Source organism: Vibrio sp. 10N.286.52.C3 (genome assembly GCF_041468865.1).
Lineage (GTDB): Bacteria > Pseudomonadota > Gammaproteobacteria > Enterobacterales > Vibrionaceae > Vibrio > Vibrio crassostreae_C.
In genome coordinates, this window is the sequence record NZ_JBFRJM010000064.1 from 22,946 (window position 1) to 41,810 (window position 18,865).

21 protein-coding genes are annotated in these 18,865 nt (G+C 43.4%); 11 read left to right on the forward strand and 10 right to left on the reverse strand.

Features of this window, described 5'->3' with window-relative positions; genetic code table 11:
* The first annotated feature begins 201 nt into the window (after window positions 1-201).
* The 3 genes from AB4138_RS20025 (at window position 202) to AB4138_RS20035 (ending at window position 2,086) form a co-directional block, all read left to right on the forward strand.
* Window positions 202-1,113: a transcriptional regulator gene (locus tag AB4138_RS20025; RefSeq protein ID WP_017063403.1), complete on the forward strand. Its 912-nt coding sequence runs from the start codon at window positions 202-204 to the stop codon at window positions 1,111-1,113.
* 1 nt (window position 1,114) lies between these two features.
* On the forward strand, window positions 1,115-1,630 hold the full coding sequence (locus tag AB4138_RS20030) for a regulatory protein ToxS (protein WP_102393250.1): 516 nt from the start codon (window positions 1,115-1,117) through the stop codon (window positions 1,628-1,630).
* Window positions 1,631-1,765: 135 nt separating this feature from the next.
* Window positions 1,766-2,086 (forward strand): SelT/SelW/SelH family protein, encoded by a 321-nt coding sequence (locus tag AB4138_RS20035; RefSeq protein ID WP_017062204.1) that lies wholly within the window; start codon window positions 1,766-1,768, stop codon window positions 2,084-2,086.
* A 24-nt stretch (window positions 2,087-2,110) separates the two neighbouring features.
* Here AB4138_RS20035 and yfcE read toward each other — a convergent pair whose 3' ends face one another.
* From yfcE to AB4138_RS20060, 5 genes are read right to left on the reverse strand one after another with little or no spacing between them, the layout of a single operon-like run.
* Window positions 2,111-2,656 (reverse strand): phosphodiesterase, encoded by a 546-nt coding sequence (yfcE, locus tag AB4138_RS20040; RefSeq protein WP_017068995.1) that lies wholly within the window; start codon window positions 2,654-2,656, stop codon window positions 2,111-2,113.
* 47 nt (window positions 2,657-2,703) lie between these two features.
* Window positions 2,704-3,111, reverse strand: a complete 408-nt coding sequence (locus AB4138_RS20045; RefSeq protein ID WP_017062206.1) for a CBS domain-containing protein — start codon at window positions 3,109-3,111, stop codon at window positions 2,704-2,706.
* The gene (locus tag AB4138_RS20050) at window positions 3,108-3,458 is read right to left on the reverse strand and encodes a P-II family nitrogen regulator (protein WP_017062207.1); all 351 of its coding nucleotides are present in this window, start codon (window positions 3,456-3,458) and stop codon (window positions 3,108-3,110) included. The genes AB4138_RS20045 and AB4138_RS20050 overlap by 4 nt, the downstream gene beginning before the upstream one ends.
* On the reverse strand, window positions 3,448-4,242 hold the full coding sequence (locus AB4138_RS20055) for a DUF1538 domain-containing protein (protein WP_017062208.1): 795 nt from the start codon (window positions 4,240-4,242) through the stop codon (window positions 3,448-3,450). The genes AB4138_RS20050 and AB4138_RS20055 overlap by 11 nt, the downstream gene beginning before the upstream one ends.
* Window positions 4,239-4,973, reverse strand: coding sequence for a DUF1538 domain-containing protein (locus AB4138_RS20060; RefSeq protein WP_017072437.1), 735 nt, complete (start codon window positions 4,971-4,973; stop codon window positions 4,239-4,241). The genes AB4138_RS20055 and AB4138_RS20060 overlap by 4 nt, the downstream gene beginning before the upstream one ends.
* 289 nt (window positions 4,974-5,262) lie before the next feature.
* Here AB4138_RS20060 and AB4138_RS20065 point away from each other — a divergent pair, with 289 nt between their 5' ends.
* The 6 genes from AB4138_RS20065 to AB4138_RS20090 all read left to right on the forward strand — a co-directional run bounded on the left by AB4138_RS20065 (window position 5,263) and on the right by AB4138_RS20090 (window position 10,378).
* The gene (locus AB4138_RS20065) at window positions 5,263-6,177 is read left to right on the forward strand and encodes a TIGR01777 family oxidoreductase (RefSeq protein ID WP_372307432.1); all 915 of its coding nucleotides are present in this window, start codon (window positions 5,263-5,265) and stop codon (window positions 6,175-6,177) included.
* A gap of 43 nt (window positions 6,178-6,220) precedes the next feature.
* Window positions 6,221-7,048, forward strand: a complete 828-nt coding sequence (locus AB4138_RS20070; RefSeq protein ID WP_017061923.1) for an SDR family oxidoreductase — start codon at window positions 6,221-6,223, stop codon at window positions 7,046-7,048.
* A 396-nt stretch (window positions 7,049-7,444) separates the two neighbouring features.
* On the forward strand, window positions 7,445-8,299 hold the full coding sequence (locus tag AB4138_RS20075; protein WP_017061924.1) for a co-chaperone YbbN: 855 nt from the start codon (window positions 7,445-7,447) through the stop codon (window positions 8,297-8,299).
* 197 nt (window positions 8,300-8,496) lie between these two features.
* On the forward strand, window positions 8,497-9,426 hold the full coding sequence (locus AB4138_RS20080; RefSeq protein WP_017063395.1) for an SPFH domain-containing protein: 930 nt from the start codon (window positions 8,497-8,499) through the stop codon (window positions 9,424-9,426).
* Between the two features lie 3 nt (window positions 9,427-9,429).
* Window positions 9,430-9,879, forward strand: a complete 450-nt coding sequence (locus AB4138_RS20085) for an NfeD family protein (RefSeq protein WP_372307434.1) — start codon at window positions 9,430-9,432, stop codon at window positions 9,877-9,879.
* 319 nt (window positions 9,880-10,198) lie between these two features.
* Window positions 10,199-10,378: a hypothetical protein gene (locus AB4138_RS20090; RefSeq protein ID WP_017061927.1), complete on the forward strand. Its 180-nt coding sequence runs from the start codon at window positions 10,199-10,201 to the stop codon at window positions 10,376-10,378.
* 76 nt (window positions 10,379-10,454) lie between these two features.
* Here AB4138_RS20090 and cueR read toward each other — a convergent pair whose 3' ends face one another.
* The 5 genes from cueR to zipA form a co-directional block, all read right to left on the reverse strand.
* On the reverse strand, window positions 10,455-10,847 hold the full coding sequence (gene cueR, locus AB4138_RS20095; RefSeq protein ID WP_017061928.1) for a Cu(I)-responsive transcriptional regulator: 393 nt from the start codon (window positions 10,845-10,847) through the stop codon (window positions 10,455-10,457).
* A 93-nt stretch (window positions 10,848-10,940) separates the two neighbouring features.
* Window positions 10,941-11,747 (reverse strand): DUF2057 family protein, encoded by an 807-nt coding sequence (locus tag AB4138_RS20100; protein ID WP_102320158.1) that lies wholly within the window; start codon window positions 11,745-11,747, stop codon window positions 10,941-10,943.
* Between the two features lie 97 nt (window positions 11,748-11,844).
* The gene (locus AB4138_RS20105; RefSeq protein WP_372307437.1) at window positions 11,845-12,945 is read right to left on the reverse strand and encodes a porin; all 1,101 of its coding nucleotides are present in this window, start codon (window positions 12,943-12,945) and stop codon (window positions 11,845-11,847) included.
* Window positions 12,946-13,470: 525 nt separating this feature from the next.
* Window positions 13,471-15,483: an NAD-dependent DNA ligase LigA gene (ligA, locus tag AB4138_RS20110; protein WP_372307440.1), complete on the reverse strand. Its 2,013-nt coding sequence runs from the start codon at window positions 15,481-15,483 to the stop codon at window positions 13,471-13,473.
* A gap of 92 nt (window positions 15,484-15,575) precedes the next feature.
* Window positions 15,576-16,619 carry a cell division protein ZipA gene (zipA, locus tag AB4138_RS20115; RefSeq protein WP_017061932.1) on the reverse strand — a complete coding sequence of 348 codons (1,044 nt, stop codon included), beginning with the start codon at window positions 16,617-16,619 and terminating at the stop codon, window positions 15,576-15,578.
* A gap of 229 nt (window positions 16,620-16,848) precedes the next feature.
* Between zipA and cysZ the strand changes: the two genes are divergently transcribed.
* Both cysZ and cysK read left to right on the forward strand, forming a co-directional pair.
* Window positions 16,849-17,607 (forward strand): sulfate transporter CysZ, encoded by a 759-nt coding sequence (cysZ, locus tag AB4138_RS20120; protein ID WP_029235129.1) that lies wholly within the window; start codon window positions 16,849-16,851, stop codon window positions 17,605-17,607.
* 237 nt (window positions 17,608-17,844) lie between these two features.
* Entirely contained in the window at window positions 17,845-18,813 is a 969-nt protein-coding gene (gene cysK, locus AB4138_RS20125) for a cysteine synthase A (RefSeq protein ID WP_017061934.1), read from the forward strand.
* The last annotated feature ends 52 nt before the right edge of the window (window positions 18,814-18,865 follow it).

Consider the following 18,865-nt stretch of genomic DNA (forward strand, 5'->3'; position numbering starts at 1 on the left):
TTCATTAACATGAGGATGACAAATGTAAATTCAAGGTCAAAAATCATAAAAACACTGTTTTTTTTATCTGTTTTTATTATCCTTGAGCCTGATAAATATAAAAGAACATAAAATAAGCCATGATTTGGTGAAGAATTAACGGAACTTCACCTGAGATTTGTCTATTTCGCCCCCCAAAACAATCCAAAATAGAAGAATTCAATGAGTAATATCGGCACAAAGTTTATTCTCGCACAACGGTTCGTATTCGACCCAAACAGCAATTCACTTGTCGATCAAATGAGCGACGGTGAAGTCGTACGTCTTGGTAGCAATGAAAGCCGCATTCTCTTGATGCTGTCAGAAAGGCCTAATGAAGTTATCACTCGTAATGAATTGCATGAGTATGTTTGGCGAGACCAAGGCTTTGAGGTGGATGACTCAAGCTTAACGCAAGCCGTATCGACTCTGAGAAAGATGCTCAAAGACTCGACTAAATCTCCTGAATTCGTAAAGACAGTACCGAAGCGCGGTTACCAATTTATTGCGACCGTTGAGCGCTCTGCGCCACTGTCATCAAATGATCAGCCAGTAGCCGCTGAAATTGCAGAAAATGACGTTGAACCTATCCTAACGTTTGCAACGCCTGCAGCGACTGAACAAGCAATCACTGACACATTTGAACCTGAGCCAATTACAAAAGTTCAACAAACTAAAGTGGCAGTAGAACCAGCAACCGCTCCTGTTGTAGCTCCGGCTAAAAGCACCAATAAATGGTTAACATTTTGGTTACTGCTTGCCGCTTTCATCATGCCGATTCTCGTTTTAACGTTTACTACCCCGGTGGAGTCCGAGTTCACGGTTTTGACTGAAGTGGATGGTGTAAAGGTTCAATCACCGGTTAACCACCCAGACCTCAGCAGTTGGCTGCCAGCAATAGAAAAGTGTGTATTAAGTTACAACACGAGTCACACTGGTGTGTTAAAGCCGGCTGAAGTGATCGCTACAGGAGGACAAACCAATAACCTTGCCCTCAATTACATTCACCCGCAAGATTACTCGAGCGAAAATGTAACCCTAAGAATTTACGCAAACCAGTCGGATGTAAACGACATTTGTAACGGTGGTAAGTAACATGAAATTAAAAGTATCGATTATCTTACTGGTTCTATCGGCATTTTTGAGTGGTTGGCTATATTGGAGCAGCAATGCAAAAGTAGAGCGCTTGCTCACTCAGCATGAATGGCAGTCGAGAATGGTGACGCTGATTAGCGATAACAAGCAAGCTGACTCAATAGGCCCACTTCGTAGAGTTGAACTATCATCGAATGCGAAATACCTACCAAATGGTACATATTTAAGAATGTCAGTGGTTAGACTTTACGGTAATCAAACTGAGCCTGCGAATGTCATCAACATCTCTGAAACGGGTCAGTGGGATATTAACGATAACTACTTACTGATTTCGCCAACGGAGTTTAAAGATGTGACCTCGGCTCAGCGCCAAGACTTTTCAGAAGAACAGCTAGAGCTGATCACTCAAGTCATTAAGATGGACGCAGAGCAAAGCCGCCGCATAGATATTGTTAACCCGAAGGCACTGCTACTGACTAGCTTAAATCATGGTTCTACCGTATTGTTTTCAAACTAAGATTGGATCGCTATTTACTGTTTATGAATAGCTGAATACCATGAAACGGTAAACCAATAGAAAAAAGGGGCATGAAGCCCCTTTTTTGTTAGCCGTTGGTATCAAATTACGGATGTAGCATTTTAAGGATTAACCATGAAAACGGAACAACCTAATCTGGCGCCAGCGAAAGAGACAGCAACAAAAGCCACAATCGCGATACACTATTGCCGTCAATGCAATTGGATGCTTCGCTCTAGTTGGTTATGCCAAGAGCTACTGCATACCTTCAGCGAAGAAATTGAACAAGTGAGCTTACACCCAGACACAGGAGGCAGGTTCGAAATCTTTTGTAATGGTGTGCAGATTTGGGAAAGAAAAGCAGATGACGGTTTTCCAGAGGCGAAAGTTCTGAAGCAAAGAGTACGAAACATCATTGCTCCAGACAGAGATCTCGGCCACGTGGACTCAAAATAAGCCTTTCACAGCCGATCCAATGATTTAAAGCTGACCACTCACGAGAACATCACCTTCAAGGCTAATGACTTTGAAGGTATTGTTTTCATAGATGCCATAGCTTGCCGCGTGTCCCTCTCGTGGGAATGTCACCGAGCTAGGGTTAAAGATAAAGATGTCATCTTGGTATTCGGCGACAGGAATATGGGTATGACCGTGTGCAATGATATCGCCCGCCTTCAACGCAGGGCGTTTATTGGTGTTGTACAAATGGCCATGCGTTAGGAAGATACGCTGGCCTGATTCTAATAGCACCCACGAGTAATCCATCATCATTGGAAAAGACAACAACATCTGATCCACTTCGCTATCGCAGTTACCACGAACAGCAATGATCTCTTGAGAAAACGCATTCAACTTATCTGCAACCGCCGGCGGGTTATACCCTTCTGGGATCGGGTTTCTTGGTCCATGATTCAGAATGTCACCCAATAGAACTAAATATTGCGCACCAGACGCTTGGTAGAGTTCTAATACCTTTTCTGTTGCTGGCAGCGAACCGTGTAGGTCTGAAGCAAAAAATAATTTCACACGTACTTCTCCATAAAATTTATGAGCCTATTGTACGTATCTAAATGCTACACGTCATCTCTCGCCATACCGTTGATCACGATATTATTGTAACTAACCATACCGACTATCTTGTTATCACGAACTACTGGCGCACGACTGATACCAAAGCGTTCAAACAGGCGAGCGCAATACTTTACGTTCATCTCAGCAGACACGCTTAGCGCTGGCTTGGTCATGATCTCATAAACATTGGTTCGCTTTGGAGATCGGTTCTTAGCCAGTACTTTCTTGGCAATGTCATTCATCAATACGATGCCGTATTCGTCATCTTCGTGGCGTTTATCGACAATGATTGCCTTCACTTTGTGCTTTTTAGCCATCTCTATCGCTTCTAACACCGTGGTTAGCCCATCGATAATCACATACGTATTGGCCATGACATCGCCTACTCGGATCTTTTCACTGGTACTCATAGCTCATCCTCCACAACCTTTGTTAACGTCTCGACTTGATGCGCAACCCCGACTGCGTCTTCGATATCGATCTGCACCGCTATACCTTGTCCTGACTCCTGGTCAAACTCACCGACTTCGCCAATAGTTTCAAGAATATGCCTCGCTAAGTGTTCCTCAACCACAAACAGCAACACATCTTTTTGTACCTCTAGCGTTAGGCCAAAGAAGGTGGTTTTTTGGTTTAAGCCTTGCCCTCTGGCGTTGTTAATCACCGTTGCTCCAGTCGCGCCCGCATCACGCGCGGCATCGAGCACAGTGTCGGTCTTGCTCTCTTCTACAAACGCTAAGATAAGTTTAAAGCGCATCTTTGCTCTCCTTAGAGGTGTGTAAACGGTTTAACCATTGTGTTATTTGGGCATAGCCCATCACTGAAATGATGGGAAATAAGCTGGCAAAGGCGATCAACCCAAAGCCATCAATAACAGGGTTTCTTCCTGGTACGGTTGAAGCGAGTCCAAGCCCGAGCGCCGTCACTAAAGGGACTGTCACCGTTGATGTAGTGACGCCACCCGAATCGTAGGCCAATGGAATAATGAGTTTTGGGGCGTAAAAGGTTTGAATGACCACGACGACATAACCAAAAATGATGTAGTAGTGGATCGGGTCACCCGCAACGATACGGTAGCTGCCCAGTGATATACCGATAGCAACGCCCAATGCCACGGCGATCCTCAGCCCATTGACGCTGATACTGCCACCGGAAACTTGGTTCGCCTTAATCGCTACAGCAATCAAAGAGGGCTCGGCTATCGTGGTGCTGAAACCAATACAAAACGCGAAAAGATAGACCCAGTAATAATCAAACCAAGCCAAAGCAAGACCAGAACTGATCTTAAACTCAGTCAAAAAACTTGGCTCGGTGAGTTGCATTGCCATCGTCTCCCCTAGAGGGAATAACGCGAGTTCCAATCCCATCAAAAAGAGTGATAAGCCAAGAATGACGTAGAAGAAACCGATCAGCACTTTGGCTAGGTTATTGACTGGCTTTCGTAATACCGCCAACTGAAAACCGAAGATGATGATCGCAATCGGGATCACATCCATCACAGTGCCGAGAAAGGTGTCGATAAATTGTTGAACACTGATCATGTCACCACCATCCCGTACACCATGACAAACATCATCGGCAGCAACGAAGCAAACGCGATCAACCCAAAACCATCTATCATCGGATTACGCCCTTTAATTGCCGAGGCTAAACCCACCCCTAACGCAGTTACTAATGGGACGGTGATCGTCGATGTCGTTACTCCACCAGAGTCATACGCAATTCCAATGATGTTTTCCGGAGCAAATGCAGTGAGCACGACCACTCCAATATATCCACCGATGATCATGTACTGGATTGGCCAACCTTTTAAGATTCTCAGCACACCGAGTAAAATAGCGATACCGACTGACAGTGCCACAGTAAAGCGCAGGCCATTGGCATACTGCTCCATTTCATCTAACGTATTGGGGATTACACCTCCCTCAGCTGCCACTTCTGCGGCTTCGGCAGCGACTGCGGTTAACGCTGGCTCGGCTATGGTGGTACCAAAACCCAAACAAAAAGCGAAGATCAATAACCAGAACACACTCCCCTTTCTGGCAAATGCTTGAGCCATCGATTCGCCGATTGGAAACAACCCCATTTCAAGGCCAAAGATAAAGAAAGTGAGTCCAAAAACGACGAGCACTAAGCCAGTCAGAATAGATAAAAGATGAGGAAGTGGCTCTTGTAAGACAGCAAGCTGGAAGAAAGCGATTACCGCCACGATTGGCAATAGATCCCTCAGGCTACCTAACATGGATCGAAACAAAGCAAGCACCGCCGTCATCGCAATTCCTTGTCGCTGATTATGAATTAATAATAATCATGGCAAATCCTTATCATTGCTTATGTGACAAATATTACGCAGTTGGTAACATATCCGAGTAAAGTGCATAAGTGTGATGACGGTACACATCCTGACTTGATGAATTTAATTTCACTCCTTTGTAAATTGAAAAAGGCGTAATTTGGGCATCACACGATTGAAACCTTATGATCGTTATAGTGATTTTTTCGTATTGATTGGCGACTAAAAACAAGCCATGTCTATAATTATGTTTAATAGGGAGATTGGTATGAAGATATTGTTAACGGGTGGTACTGGATTTATTGGCTCTGAATTGGTCAAGAGTTGGAACACTGACGACGTGACATTGCTGACGCGGAGTCCTGAAAATGCGAAGCAAAACCTAAATCACCTCAACCAGAACAACCTTCATTACATTCAATCCCTTGATGAGCTCAGTGATCTCAATGACTTTGATGTGGTGGTCAACCTCGCGGGTGAGCCGATTGCCGATAAGCGTTGGAGTACAGAACAAAAAGAGAGGATCTGTAACAGCCGCTGGCACATCACTGAAAAGCTGGTCGAATTAATTCATGCCAGTAGCAACCCGCCACACGCTTTTATTAGCGGTTCAGCCGTGGGTTACTATGGCGATCAACAGCAGCACCCGTTTGACGAGTCACTGCAAGTAGAAGATGAAAGCTTTCCTCATAAAGTCTGTGCCCACTGGGAAGAGATAGCCAAGAGAGCACAATCAGAAAGCACACGCGTGATACTACTGCGAACAGGGGTTGTACTTGGCGAGAATGGCGGCGCACTCAAGAAGATGCTATTGCCTTATAAACTCGGCGTCGGTGGTCCAATAGGTTCAGGTGAGCAGTACATGCCATGGATTCACATTCTCGATATGGTGAGAGCCATCAATCACTTGTTGTCTATCCCTCACGCTCAAGGGGAATTCAATATGTGTGCCCCTCACCCTGTGACCAACAAACTGTTCAGCAGCACGTTAGCGAAACAATTAGGCCGACCGAATTTCTTATTCACGCCGAAATGGGCAATGTCGATTCTCATGGGGGAATCATCTTGTTTGCTATTTGACAGCATTCGCTCCAAGCCGAAGAAACTCACTGAGATGGGATTCATCTTTAGTTACTCAAGAATCGAGCCAGCACTAAAAAACTTGTTACAACATCAAGACTAATTCTTTACCCTAGAGCGATAGAGACTCTAATAAAGGATTAAGTGTGAACAAGTCGATTCTGATTACCGGTTGCTCAACAGGTATTGGCTATACATGTGCTCATGCACTTCAAAAGCGTGGTTTTCATGTCATTGCATCTTGTCGTGATCCACAAGATGTTCAACGCCTTCAAGATGAAGGCCTCACCTGTATTCAATTAGATCTTTCCAACCAAGAAAGTATTGAGCATGGCGCCAAGCTTGCTATTGATCTCGCACCTAATGGATTGTATGGATTATTCAATAACGGTGCTTACGGTCAAGCAGGGGCGCTAGAAGACTTACCGACCCAAGGACTCAGAGAACAATTCGAAACCAACTTCTTTGGTTGGCATCATCTCGTCTGTCAGATCCTTCCGCACATGCGCGAGCGTGGCGAAGGTCGAATCGTACAAAACAGTTCCGTATTAGGTTTTGCAGCCATGAAGTATCGTGGTGCTTATAATGCTTCTAAATTCGCGATTGAGGGTTGGACAGATACCTTACGATTAGAACTGCATGGCAGCGGTATACAGATCTCATTACTGCAACCAGGGCCAATTGAGACTCAATTTAGAACCAATGCCTTGAAAGCGTTCAATAAATGGATCAACATTTCTGGCAGCGCCCACCAAGACGCTTACCAACAACAAAAAGATCGACTCGAAAAAGAATCATCGAATAACGCTTTTGTCCTGCCTCCAGAAAGTTGTATTGAGCCGGTATTCCATGCTCTCACCGCCGACAAACCCAAGCTAAGATACCGAGTTACGACCCCGACTAAAGTGTTCGCGGTATTGAAAAGGATTCTACCGAGTCGCTTGCTAGACCCTATTTTGAGAAAAGCTGCATAAATTACTAACTTTGAATGCAGAGTCGCAAACTTTAATGTAACGATGTAATTTTTCCGTAACAATAAGATGTCATGATTATCCTATCCCATCAGTTATTCCCAATTGATGGTTCTACTCTGGAAATCTCATGACTTTAAACCGCCTTAATTGGGTAGGTGTGGGTCTGGCAATTACGCTGTTTATACTGTTTTGAGTATCTCACGCAACGCCTCACTGACTACCTCGATGATAACGCTATGCCTTCCATGTTGAGATAACAACTCTATCAACATCGAAGCATAGCGTTTTTCTATTTTTGGTTCTTTTTATCCGAGATAACCGAGTTAGATCTTGAAGTTACCGACTAACCCCCCCATATTTGCAACGTATCCACAAAACAAACCTCAAGGAACGTAAATGCAATCTCCGCATATTGTTGAACTTAATGAGCAGAACTTTCGTCAAGTATTAGAAGGTTCGATGCAGACCCCTGTACTCATCCATTTTTGGGCACCAATGAGCCAAGAGAGCGCCCAAGTCATTCCTGAACTGCAAACTTTAACTCAGCAATACAACGGTGCCTTCACCTTAGCCCTGCTCAATTGCGAACAAGAGCAAGCTATTGCTAGCCAGTTTGGTGTTCAAGCACTGCCCACTATTGCACTGTTTGTTAATGGTCAGCCAGTCGATGGGCTCGGTGGCCCTCAAAGCATAGAAGCTATTGTCGATATGCTCAGCAAACACCTTCCTAGCCAAGATGAACTTGCTTTGCGTCAGGCTCTTGAGCAAATGCAAGCTGGCGAGCACACACAGGCACTAGCAGCAATGCAGCAACTTCCAGCAGAGCTGACGAATAAAGGTGAAGTAAAACTGGCGATCGCAGAGTGTTTGTTAGAAACACAACAATTTGACCTTGCTGAAACTCAGCTAGCAACTATCCCTCTTGAGTACCAAGACAACTACTACAAAGGCTTAGTTGCAAAGCTTGAACTTCATAAACAAGCAGCAGACAGCCCTGAAATACAAGCATTAGAAGCCGCTCTTCAGCAAAATCCGAGCGACGCTAAAACAGCATCTGAATTAGCATTGCAATATCACCAAGTGAACCGCAGTGAAGAAGCTATGGATCTATTATGGTCTTTCCTAGCCAAAGATCTTAATGCTCTCGATGGTGACATGAAGAAAGAGTTCATGGACATCTTGAGTGCGCTTGGACAAGGTAACCCAGTTGCCAGTAAGTACCGTCGACAACTGTACTCTCTGCTTTACTAGTTAAACCTAAAAAGCCGTAGATTAAACATCGAAAATTGACAATTCAATCAATTAGTTTATCGCATAATAGAATGTAAAATGGGCCATAAAATCAATTATTTATGGCCCATTTCTCGTTTATAAATTTGCTCAGAATTTAAATATGAGCCAGTATCAATACTGAACTATCAAAAACTCAAACTTGCAAAGGATTTTGTATGCCTATTGATACCTTGATTACTATCGGCGTCTTTACTGCCGTCGCACTGTTATTTATCTTCGCTGGCGTAAAAACCGTTCCACAAGGCAACAACTGGACCGTTGAACGCTTCGGGCGATACACACACACCCTTAAACCGGGTCTTAACTTAATCATTCCATTTATTGATAAAGTTGGACAGCGCATCAGCATGATGGAGCGTGTTCTCGACATCCCAGCACAAGAAGTCATCTCCAAAGATAATGCAAATGTGGTTATCGATGCGGTTTGTTTTGTTCAAGTTATCGACGCGCCTAAGGCAGCTTATGAAGTGAATGACCTTGAACATGCGATCCGTAACTTAACCCTCACCAATATCCGTACTGTGCTTGGCTCGATGGAACTGGATGAGATGCTGAGTCAGCGTGACATGATCAATACCAAGCTACTGAACATCGTTGATGAAGCGACAAACCCTTGGGGCGTAAAAGTCACCCGTATCGAAATTAAAGACGTACAGCCACCAGCAGACCTTACTGCTGCGATGAATGCCCAGATGAAAGCCGAGCGTAATAAACGTGCTGATATCTTAGAAGCAGAAGGTGTACGACAAGCTGAGATCTTGAAAGCAGAAGGCCACAAGCAATCAGAGATCCTGAAAGCAGAAGGTGAGAAGCAAGCGGCAATATTGCAAGCAGAAGCCCGTGAGCGTGCCGCAGAAGCAGAAGCTAAAGCGACAGAAATGGTATCAACGGCAATTGCTCAAGGTGACATGCAAGCGGTCAATTACTTCATTGCACAAGGTTACACCGACGCATTGAAATCTATAGGCCAAGCTGAAAACGGCAAGATCATCATGCTACCACTCGAAGCAACTGGCCTTATGGGTTCTGTAGCGGGTATCGCGGAGATGTTTGCACATAAGAATGACAAAGGTAGTAAGGACTAACTTATGGTCGAATTACTAGAACAAGTAAACCACTGGCATTGGTTAGCATTTGGTCTAGCACTGCTTGCGCTTGAGCTAATTGGAACCGCTGGTTACTTTTTATGGATAGGCATATCTGCCATGCTGGTCGGTGCCCTATTAGGAGCATTACCAATTGGTTGGCAGATGCAATGGCTGTCCTTTGCTAGCTTCTCTCTTATTACCACTTGGTTGTGGTGGAGAAGACAACTCTCGAATGACAAGCAATCGGATGCACGGCGAGAGTTAAACCAAAGAGAAAAGCAATTGGTAGGTCAAACCGTTATTTTAAGTGAAGACGTAAAGAAAGGTAGCTGTCGAATTAAGTTCGGTGACTCTTCTTGGTCAGCAAAGGCCAGTCAAGATATTCCATCTGGAACCGAAATTAAGATTGTCGCTTTAGACGGAATCGTTCTAATAATAGAACCTTTATAAACAAGAGCTATATGAAGCCTGCATTTTCAATAAATGCAGGCTTTTTCTATTTTTGAACCTTAATAATATTCGAATTATCATTGCGATAGATTGAATTGAAAAAAAAATAAGTTCTTATTTCGTAAAGCTAAAAAGTTTGATTGAGCTAAAAAGGTATAAGAAAGCCAGATTTCTTACCCAATATATATATGAATAGTTAACCTTACTCTCGCTTATTTATAATCATTAAAAATGTTAAGTCCGTCCAATTTTTGAAATTTTCTTTTCCTTGTCCATACTTTCAATTATCTCAATTAGAGATAAACCTAATGGAGTTTGTATGAGACATTTTTTAATAATTCTAACGGCTATTTTCAGCTTGTCATTTGGAAGCGCTCTCGCGAGCAGTCAGTCTCCTGGTAACGGAAACATGGGGCCTATCGTTAAGTGTTCAGATGGTAACGCAGTCACTCATGTACCACTGTTGATCTGTAAACATTACGGCGGAAAGGTGCTGTGATAGGTGCTGTGATAGGTGATTAAAGTCAGGCTAGTAATGAAATTGCTGCCTGACGATTATTTAGAACTGGAATAACCTAACTGCGGCCAGATAGATTATTCAAGATAGGACATTCCGTTGAAGTATCTCCAGGGCAGTCATGTACCCAAGATTGTAGCTGCACCTTCATCTTGTTTAACTCCGCAAGCTTCAACTCTATTTCATCTAACTTCTGAGTAGCCTTCTTCTTTACTTCGTAGCTTTGTCTGTTGGGATTCATTGCCAACTCAACCAGTGACTTACACTCATCGAGAGTGAAACCAACCATTTTAGCTCTCAAAACGAACTCTAACTGTTCGATATGAATCTCGCCATATTGCCTGTAACCATTTTCTGATCGGTGCGGTGGGCTCATCATGCCTTTACTTTCGTAAAAACGAATGGATTTCGCTGTTGTACCAACACGCTTCGCTACTTCACCAATATTCACAATCTTACCTGTAAGCCTAAAATGAAAAACCGCAGTACTGCTGTTATACAATACTGCGGCTGAAAAACATAGCTAGGGTGTAACGTTAGAAACTTACTCTTGTTCTAACAACCAAATCATAGTTTGAGATTTTTCTTCACTGTCTAGCTTATTGAACCAGTATGAAACCATTTCGATCTCTTTTGAGCCTTCTAGTAATGCTGGGTTAGCGTTCTTACGGTTCTTGAATGCCCAATCTGTTACTGCAGATTGCTCTTCTTTGGTTGCTTCACCATACCAGTAATTCACCATCTCTTGTGCTTGTGATGCTTTTGGCTCTTCAGCAACTACTGCTGCTACTGGAACAGCCGCGACTGGAGCAACCGCGATAGCTGTATGATTATTTGCACCGTTATAAATTGTGTCGATATACGCCTTTGGTACGATAAAAGTCGTGCTCATGACTGAGTTTTGGCCTTCAAGCGTAAATTCTAAATTCTTTTGTCTTGCTTGCTGAATATCAGCGTCACTTAATGGAAACTTAATATATTGAGTCTTAGTACAGTGCTCGCTGCAACTTTCTCTTGGTACTTGTCTATCTTCTAATTCTATCGTTTTACCAAAAAAACTAACCGTTTCGTACTCTTTGTAACTTTGGAAGTAACTCACGTCCATAGTAATTGAAGATTCTGGGGCAGTATTTGGTGTTACTTCTTTATTGTATGTAAAGTAAAGCGACGACTTGAGAATGTCTGCGCCTACATTTGCTCTATTTTCTGCTACGTAAGATTGACCGGTTACTTTAATGTAACCACCTTTGGGCTGCACATCAGCAACTGAGTCTGCAAAATTACTTTGTGAATCGAGTGAACTACAAGCTCCCAAAAATAATGATAATACAACTACACTAACTTTATTCATTATGACTAATTCCTTATGTTCACTATGGAAAAACGCTGGCAAAATAATTTACCAGCGTTTTGATTCTCTTTAACTATTTTAAGCTGATAACTTTAGCTTAGAAACCGTACTCAAGACCAACGCGAGTTACGATATCTGTATCAGCGTCGCCAACAGTACGACCCGCTACACGTAGGTAAGGTACGAAACCGTTGTGAACTGCCATTAGCTGACCAGAGATAGTGTTGCTATCTGAGTTAGCTTCTTTATTACCGTTAAGTTCAGATTCTAGGTTCGCTGCATAACCCAGTTTGAAACCAATTGGACCGTTCCAGTATTGACCAATAACAGAATAAGAATCTTGTGTTTGCTTGCGAATACCGTTGTCTAGCTCTTCGCCTTTAAATGCTGCCGCGATACCGAAGCCAGCAGGTAAGCTAGCTTCGAAACCAACAATGTATGCGAATGTATCATCATCGTAACCAGCTACTTCAGGAGCCTGTTCTGGGTTACCGGTTTCATCAAAAGACCAATCACCACCAGACGCGGCAACGACACGAGTACCAGATTCAACCGCACCCATTAATGTTACTTTCTCGAAGCTGTACTTAGCACTTGCGCCAACAAAGTTTGCGTCACGAGTTGCTGCACCACCACCGTTGTCGTTATCGTCACGACCAACAGAAGCTGCAAAAGAGAAACCGCCAAATTTAGCTGAATCGTAACGAACTTGGTTAGATTGACGATCGTAGTGACCGTTGATGCCGCCCCAATCGAATACAGAACCTAGACCAGGGTTAGAGAATGGCCAGTCGACGATTTCGTATAGTGGAGTAAGAACACGACCCACACGCAGGTTACCCCAAGAGCCAGAAGCACCAACGAACGTATCACGGAAACCAAGCACACCGCCTGAAACGCCGCCATGACCCCAGTCTGTGCTATCTACGTAGCCAGATTCAATCTGCATTGTGATTAATACGTCATCAAACATCTCTTTATGAGCACGGAAGCCGATACGAGATTCATTCTCTACAGCGTAACCAGTACTAGAGTCGTTGTTGTCAGTTGTGTTGTAGTTAACTAGAGAGATAGCTGCAACACCGTATACGTCAACGTTGAAATCAGAGTTGATACCAACTTCTTTCGCCATTACGCCTGTCGATAAAAGTGCAACGGATGCACCTAGTAGAGTACGTTTGAAAATTTTGTTTTCCATGGAATAAAACTCCTAAAAATGGATATAGCTGTTTGAATATTCCCCGCCTAAAGTTGGCCGCCGTAGAGAGAAATACCTTTTCTTGTTTGAGAACCCTAAACTCTGAATTCTCTATTTCCTTTCTGGTTATACACATCATGTGCATCCATGGCATTAAGACTAACTTCGCCCTCAAAAAGATCAATGAGAACTTAATTTTCATCTAAAAAAATATGAGTTGGTGCAAATTTAATAGGTACTTAGTGATCCAGATCGATAAATAGAAAAATCCTCACCAAAACAAAATCAATACCAATAAATTCAACAACTTGAGGTAATTATCACTTTGTAAAAATAGATATGACTCGCATTTTTGATACAACTACAATGGTATTTCATTAATGTTGAGCAGCGTCACTGTCCTGATTTTAGAGTTCGTATAGGAACAAAATTCTCAACAATTAAAAAGCCCTCATTTTTATATCAGAAACAAAAAAGGCACTCCCTTGAAAGGAGTGCCTTTGAGCTTTTTTTATCTGTATTTACTTACGAAATAAGGGCTATTAGATCTTCTTCTGTTCTTATTTCGATACCTAAATCTTGTGCTTTAGTTAATTTAGAACCCGCAGCTTCACCGGCAAACAAGATGTCCGTTTTCTTCGATACGCTACCCGTCACTTTCGCACCTAATGCTTGTAACGCAGCTTTAGCTTCACTTCGACCTAATTGCGACAATGAGCCTGTTAACACAACGACTTTACCTTCTAATGGTAGCTCTTGGTCATCGGCAGCTTCTTTGATGATTGGCCAATTCACACCTAGCTCTATCAGCTGATCGACGACCGCTCTGTTTTTCTCTTGTGAGAAGAAGCTGGTGATATGGCTAGCAACGATGTCACCAATATCTGACACTTCAACTAATTGTTCATGAGTAGCTGCTTGAACCAGTTCCAGCGTCCTAAAGTGTTGCGCTAAGTTCATCGCTGTCGCCTCACCGACTTCACGAATACCGAGTGAATAGAGGAAACGCGCTAACGTCGTGTCTTTAGCTTTATTCAACGCACTCACGACGTTCTGTGCCGATTTAGGCCCCATTCGGTCAAGAACAGTAATCACGCCAGCACTTAGCTTAAATAAATCAGCAGGTGTTTCGACCATTTCACGGTCCACAAGCTGCTCAATAACTTTCACGCCCAGTCCATCAACGTCTAGCGCCTTTCTAGAAACAAAGTGTTTAAGTGCTTCTTTACGCTGCGCCTGACAGACTAAACCGCCAGTACAACGCGCTACAGCTTCACCTTCTACACGCTCAACCGCAGAACTACATACTGGGCAAGCATCAGGGAAAACAATGTCTCTAGCCGTTTCAGGGCGACGATCTAGTACAACAGCCACAATTTGCGGAATAACGTCACCTGCACGGCGAATAATAACGCTGTCGCCTACCTTCACGCCTAAACGCGCAATCTCATCGGCATTGTGTAAAGTGGCATTGCTGACTGTCACGCCACCAACGAAGATAGGTTCAAGTTTAGCAACCGGCGTAATAGCACCAGTACGGCCCACCTGAAATTCAACGTCATTGAGCAGTGTAATCTCTTCTTGAGCTGGAAACTTATAAGCAATTGCCCAACGTGGCGCTCTAGCAACAAAACCAAGCACTTCTTGAGCCGCGATATCGTCGACTTTGATAACAACGCCATCAATCTCGTAAGCCAGAGCATCACGACGAGTCATAATATCTTGGTAATAGGCTTTCACGTCTTCGAGAGAGCTCAGTTGCTTAGTCTCGGGGCACATAGGTAAGCCCCAACCTTTAAGCTGTAAAAAGCGTTGGTAGTGACTATTTGATAGCTCAGCGCCTTGTACAACACCGACACTGTATGCGTAGAAAGCTAGCGGACGTTTCGCAGTAATACGAGAATCAAGCTGACGCAGGCTACCTGCGGCGGCATTACGTGGGTTAACAAATACTTTCTCGCCTTTCTTCAACGCCATCTCATTCAACTTATCGAAACCCGCTTTTGGCATAAACACTTCGCCACGAACTTCAATACGCTGCGGCCAGCCTTCACCTTGTAACTTAAGTGGGATAGAGCTGATCGTACGCACGTTTTCAGTGATGTTTTCACCCGTCGCACCGTCACCACGTGTCGCAGCCTGAACTAAAATACCATTCACATAGAGTAGGCTAACTGCAAGGCCATCAAGCTTAGGTTCACAACAGAAAGTCTTGAGGTTAGCGGTTGGCGCTCTATCAGACATTCGCTTATTGAACGCATCCAAATCTTCATCAGAGAAAGCATTGTCCAGAGAAAGCATTGGGATCTCATGAGTCACTTGAGTGAAACCATCGAGAGGCTGACCACCAACACGTTGGCTCGGAGAATCTACCGTCACTAGTTCCGGGTTCTCTTCTTCGATCTTTAGCAATTGCTGCATTAATCGATCGTACTCGACATCAGGGATCTCAGGGCTATCTTCTACGTAATAACGAACGGCGTGATAATGCAGAGTTTCTCTTAACTGCTCTAAGGTAACTTGAATCGATTCTTTCATATCATTCTCTATCGTGATTGAAATATCAAAAAGGGCTCCCTTAGGAGCCCTTTTCTATAAATATAGATTATTTACAAGGCTAAACAATACGGCTAGGCATTCGATGCCGTCATAAAGTCTCTGATTTGCTTGCGGTAGTCAGATAAACGGTTTGGTGTCATTAAGTTGCGTGACTCATCCAACACGTTTCCGCCCATATCGTCAGCAATTTTCTGCGCCGCACTCAGCATCACATTGAAGTTTTGATCAGCTTGACCATAACAAGGCAACGTCATAAAGAACGAAATACCTTTAGTCGTGAAGTCAGCAGGATCATCATGTTCTAGCGTTCCTGGCTGCATCATGTTTGCAACGCTGAAAATAACCTTTGGTGCATCTGTAGATTGTGCAAAGCAGTGGTAAATAGACATCTCACCATAAGTTAAACCGTTGTTCTCCATGCTGCGGAAAAGTTCAGTCCCAACGAATGGGATCTCTCCAGCACAGTGAACATTAAGAACGATCACTTCTAAACCAAGTTCTTCATCTGGTTTTGCTTCTTCAACAGTCGCACTTTGCGGAGTCACGACTTCTTTCGCAACAACGGGCTCTCTTTGAGTAAGCGTTTCGTTTGGAACGACTGGCTCATCAACTGTTTCAGAAGGCTCTTCAAACGAACCGTACTGCACTTTAAAGCCGGCATGGTTTTCTTTTTGCTCGTCAGTCAACTCAAAGCTTGGAACTTCAGGCTCAACGTCCTTCTCTTCCTCAATCACTTCAGGTTCACTTTCAACCTTAATTGGGTCTTCTACGCTGAAAGAAGGAAGATCATTTAATTCGATATCATCTTCGTAAGCTTCTTTCGCTTGTGGCGCTGTTAGCGGATCTGAGTCGATCAGCGGATCAGTATCAGAGGGTGAAACAGCAAAATCCGGCTCTTTACGTTCTTTTCGGATTATCTCAAAATCATCTTCTGGGGCGAATGAACGGTTTGGAATAGTTTCTGCTTCATCTAAGCTGTCGTTATCAAGCTTACCGAGCGGCTTATCTCCAAACTTTGCTTTCCCTTCTTTTTTACTCGTCCATAGACCATGGAACAATAATGCGGCGATAGCTAATGCGCCAACAATAATGAGTACAAATCGCAATTCCTGCATTTTTCGCTCTCAGCTTTCTTAGTCAACTAGCTATAAACACGCTGTCACTAAGTTGGGTTAATTTGGCTAATCTCACTACTCTATCAAAAGTAGCCACTGTTTTAGAACAACTTAATACAATTAGTTCCTTACATGGTGTGATTTTCACCACGCTTTTTTTCTTAATTTCGGTCGAGTACACTAGACATGTTTGCTATTTAACCAAATTCACATGTGACCTAATTTAAATATGACTATTGAATCTGTTCCCCGCTCCGGCTTTGGCTATTTTATTTTCGGAATAAAAATCGCTTTATCACCGAGCATTCGTAAGTTTGTACTAATGCCACTTATCGCGAACGTGTTACTCGTTGGTGGTGCCTTGTTTTATATCTTCTCCAACCTAAACACTTGGATTGAAGGTTGGATTGGTGCATTGCCAAGTTTCTTGTCGTGGTTGTCATACATTTTATGGCCATTACTTGTGTTAACCGTCTTGGCCACATTCTCGTATTTCTTTAGCACGCTCGCTAACTTCATTGCCGCACCGTTCAACGGTTTACTCGCGGAAAAAGTTGAAGAGTTGTTGAGCGGTAAAAAAGTTAATGACGATGGTTTACTTGATGTCCTCAAAGATACCCCACGTATATTAGCGAGAGAATGGCGCAAGCTTGTCTACATTCTGCCAAAAGCGATCGGTTTATTCCTACTTTTGTTAATTCCAGCACTAGGGCAAACCGTTGCTCCGTTTTTATGGTTCATTTTCACAGCATGGATGTTAGCGATTCAATACGCCGACTACCCGTTCGATAACCATAAAATCAAATTTGATGACATGAGAAACAATTTGAAACAAAAACAAGGTAAGAGCTACAGCTTTGGCGCGCTTGTTTCTGTGTTCACTACTATTCCAATTTTAAACCTGATTGTGATGCCCGTTGCCGTTTGCGGCGCGACAGCAATGTGGGTTGCTGAGTTTAAAGACCAAGCTCTACGTTCTCGTCTATAGTTCTCGTCTCTAACCCTTTCTACACTTCCTAGTTTCGCCTATCTTTTTGAAGTTCTGATTTCAATAAAGATAGGCGTCAATTCTGCTACATATCTATATGATATAACTTTTTAATCCTTTTACCTTTTTTTCAACTTGTTTAATCTAAATTCAAGCTGAACAAACATCGAAAGACACTAGACGGTAAAGTGATTGATATACTACGTTTAGTTCTGTCATTAAATGAAGGAATATCGCATGAGCAAGATCTACGAAGACAACACCCTAACGATTGGTAACACACCTCTAGTCCGCCTTAACAAAGTAAGCAAAGGTAACGTCCTAGCTAAGATCGAAGCTCGTAACCCAAGCTTCAGTGTTAAGTGCCGTATCGGTTCTAATATGATCTGGGAAGCAGAAAAAGCAGGTACGCTTAAGCCAGGTATCGAGCTTGTTGAACCTACCAGTGGTAACACAGGTGTTGCACTTGCATTCGTAGCAGCAGCACGCGGTTACAAACTAACGCTAACTATGCCTGAATCAATGAGCCTAGAACGTCGTAAGCTGCTTAAAGCGCTTGGCGCAAACCTAGTGCTGACTGAAGCACCAAAAGGTATGAACGGTGCGATTGCTAAAGCAGAAGAGATTGTTGCTTCAGACCCAGACAAGTACCTACTACTTCAACAGTTCAACAACCCAGCCAACCCACAAATTCACGAGCAAACGACTGGTCCTGAAATTTGGGAAGCAACAGACGGCGAAATCGACGTGTTTGTAGCGGGTGTTGGTACGGGCGGTACTATCACTGGTACGAGTCGTTACATTAAAGGTGAAAAAGGCAAAGCGATCACTTCAGTCGCGGTTGAGCCGGCTGAGTCTCCAGTGATTGCACAGGCACTTGCAGGTGAAGAAATCAAACCAGCTCCACACAAAATTCAAGGTATCGGTGCAGGTTTCATCCCTGGAAACCTAGATTTAGAGATTATTGACCGTGTTGAATCGGTAACTTCTGAAGAAGCGATTGAGATGGCTCAACGCCTAATGAAAGAAGAAGGTATTCTTGCAGGCATCTCATCTGGCGCGGCAGTTGTAGCAGCAAACAGAATCGCCGAACTACCTGAATTTGCAGGAAAAACTATCGTTACTGTACTACCAAGCTCTGGTGAGCGTTACCTAAGCACAGCCCTATTTGCTGGCATCTTTACGGAAAAAGAGAACCAACAATAATATGTGGTCAAATCAATTTTTCGTCCAAAAAAGCCCCGTTTAGGGGCTTTTT

Excerpts from the sequence above, each read along its gene's own strand:
- AB4138_RS20025 (WP_017063403.1), top strand. The coding sequence starts at position 202 with ATGAGTAATATCGGCACAAAGTTTATTCTCGCACAACGGTTCGTATTC.
- AB4138_RS20030 (WP_102393250.1), top strand. The coding sequence starts at position 1,115 with ATGAAATTAAAAGTATCGATTATCTTACTGGTTCTATCGGCATTTTTG.
- AB4138_RS20035 (WP_017062204.1), top strand. The coding sequence starts at position 1,766 with ATGAAAACGGAACAACCTAATCTGGCGCCAGCGAAAGAGACAGCAACA.
- AB4138_RS20045 (WP_017062206.1), bottom strand. The coding sequence starts at position 3,111 with ATGAGTACCAGTGAAAAGATCCGAGTAGGCGATGTCATGGCCAATACG.
- AB4138_RS20050 (WP_017062207.1), bottom strand. The coding sequence starts at position 3,458 with ATGCGCTTTAAACTTATCTTAGCGTTTGTAGAAGAGAGCAAGACCGAC.
- AB4138_RS20055 (WP_017062208.1), bottom strand. The coding sequence starts at position 4,242 with ATGATCAGTGTTCAACAATTTATCGACACCTTTCTCGGCACTGTGATG.
- AB4138_RS20060 (WP_017072437.1), bottom strand. The coding sequence starts at position 4,973 with ATGACGGCGGTGCTTGCTTTGTTTCGATCCATGTTAGGTAGCCTGAGG.
- AB4138_RS20065 (WP_372307432.1), top strand. The coding sequence starts at position 5,263 with ATGAAGATATTGTTAACGGGTGGTACTGGATTTATTGGCTCTGAATTG.
- AB4138_RS20075 (WP_017061924.1), top strand. The coding sequence starts at position 7,445 with ATGCAATCTCCGCATATTGTTGAACTTAATGAGCAGAACTTTCGTCAA.
- AB4138_RS20080 (WP_017063395.1), top strand. The coding sequence starts at position 8,497 with ATGCCTATTGATACCTTGATTACTATCGGCGTCTTTACTGCCGTCGCA.
- AB4138_RS20085 (WP_372307434.1), top strand. The coding sequence starts at position 9,430 with ATGGTCGAATTACTAGAACAAGTAAACCACTGGCATTGGTTAGCATTT.
- AB4138_RS20090 (WP_017061927.1), top strand. The coding sequence starts at position 10,199 with ATGAGACATTTTTTAATAATTCTAACGGCTATTTTCAGCTTGTCATTT.
- AB4138_RS20100 (WP_102320158.1), bottom strand. The coding sequence starts at position 11,747 with ATGAATAAAGTTAGTGTAGTTGTATTATCATTATTTTTGGGAGCTTGT.
- AB4138_RS20105 (WP_372307437.1), bottom strand. The coding sequence starts at position 12,945 with ATGGAAAACAAAATTTTCAAACGTACTCTACTAGGTGCATCCGTTGCA.
- ligA (WP_372307440.1), bottom strand. The coding sequence starts at position 15,483 with ATGAAAGAATCGATTCAAGTTACCTTAGAGCAGTTAAGAGAAACTCTG.
- zipA (WP_017061932.1), bottom strand. The coding sequence starts at position 16,619 with ATGCAGGAATTGCGATTTGTACTCATTATTGTTGGCGCATTAGCTATC.
- cysZ (WP_029235129.1), top strand. The coding sequence starts at position 16,849 with ATGACTATTGAATCTGTTCCCCGCTCCGGCTTTGGCTATTTTATTTTC.
- cysK (WP_017061934.1), top strand. The coding sequence starts at position 17,845 with ATGAGCAAGATCTACGAAGACAACACCCTAACGATTGGTAACACACCT.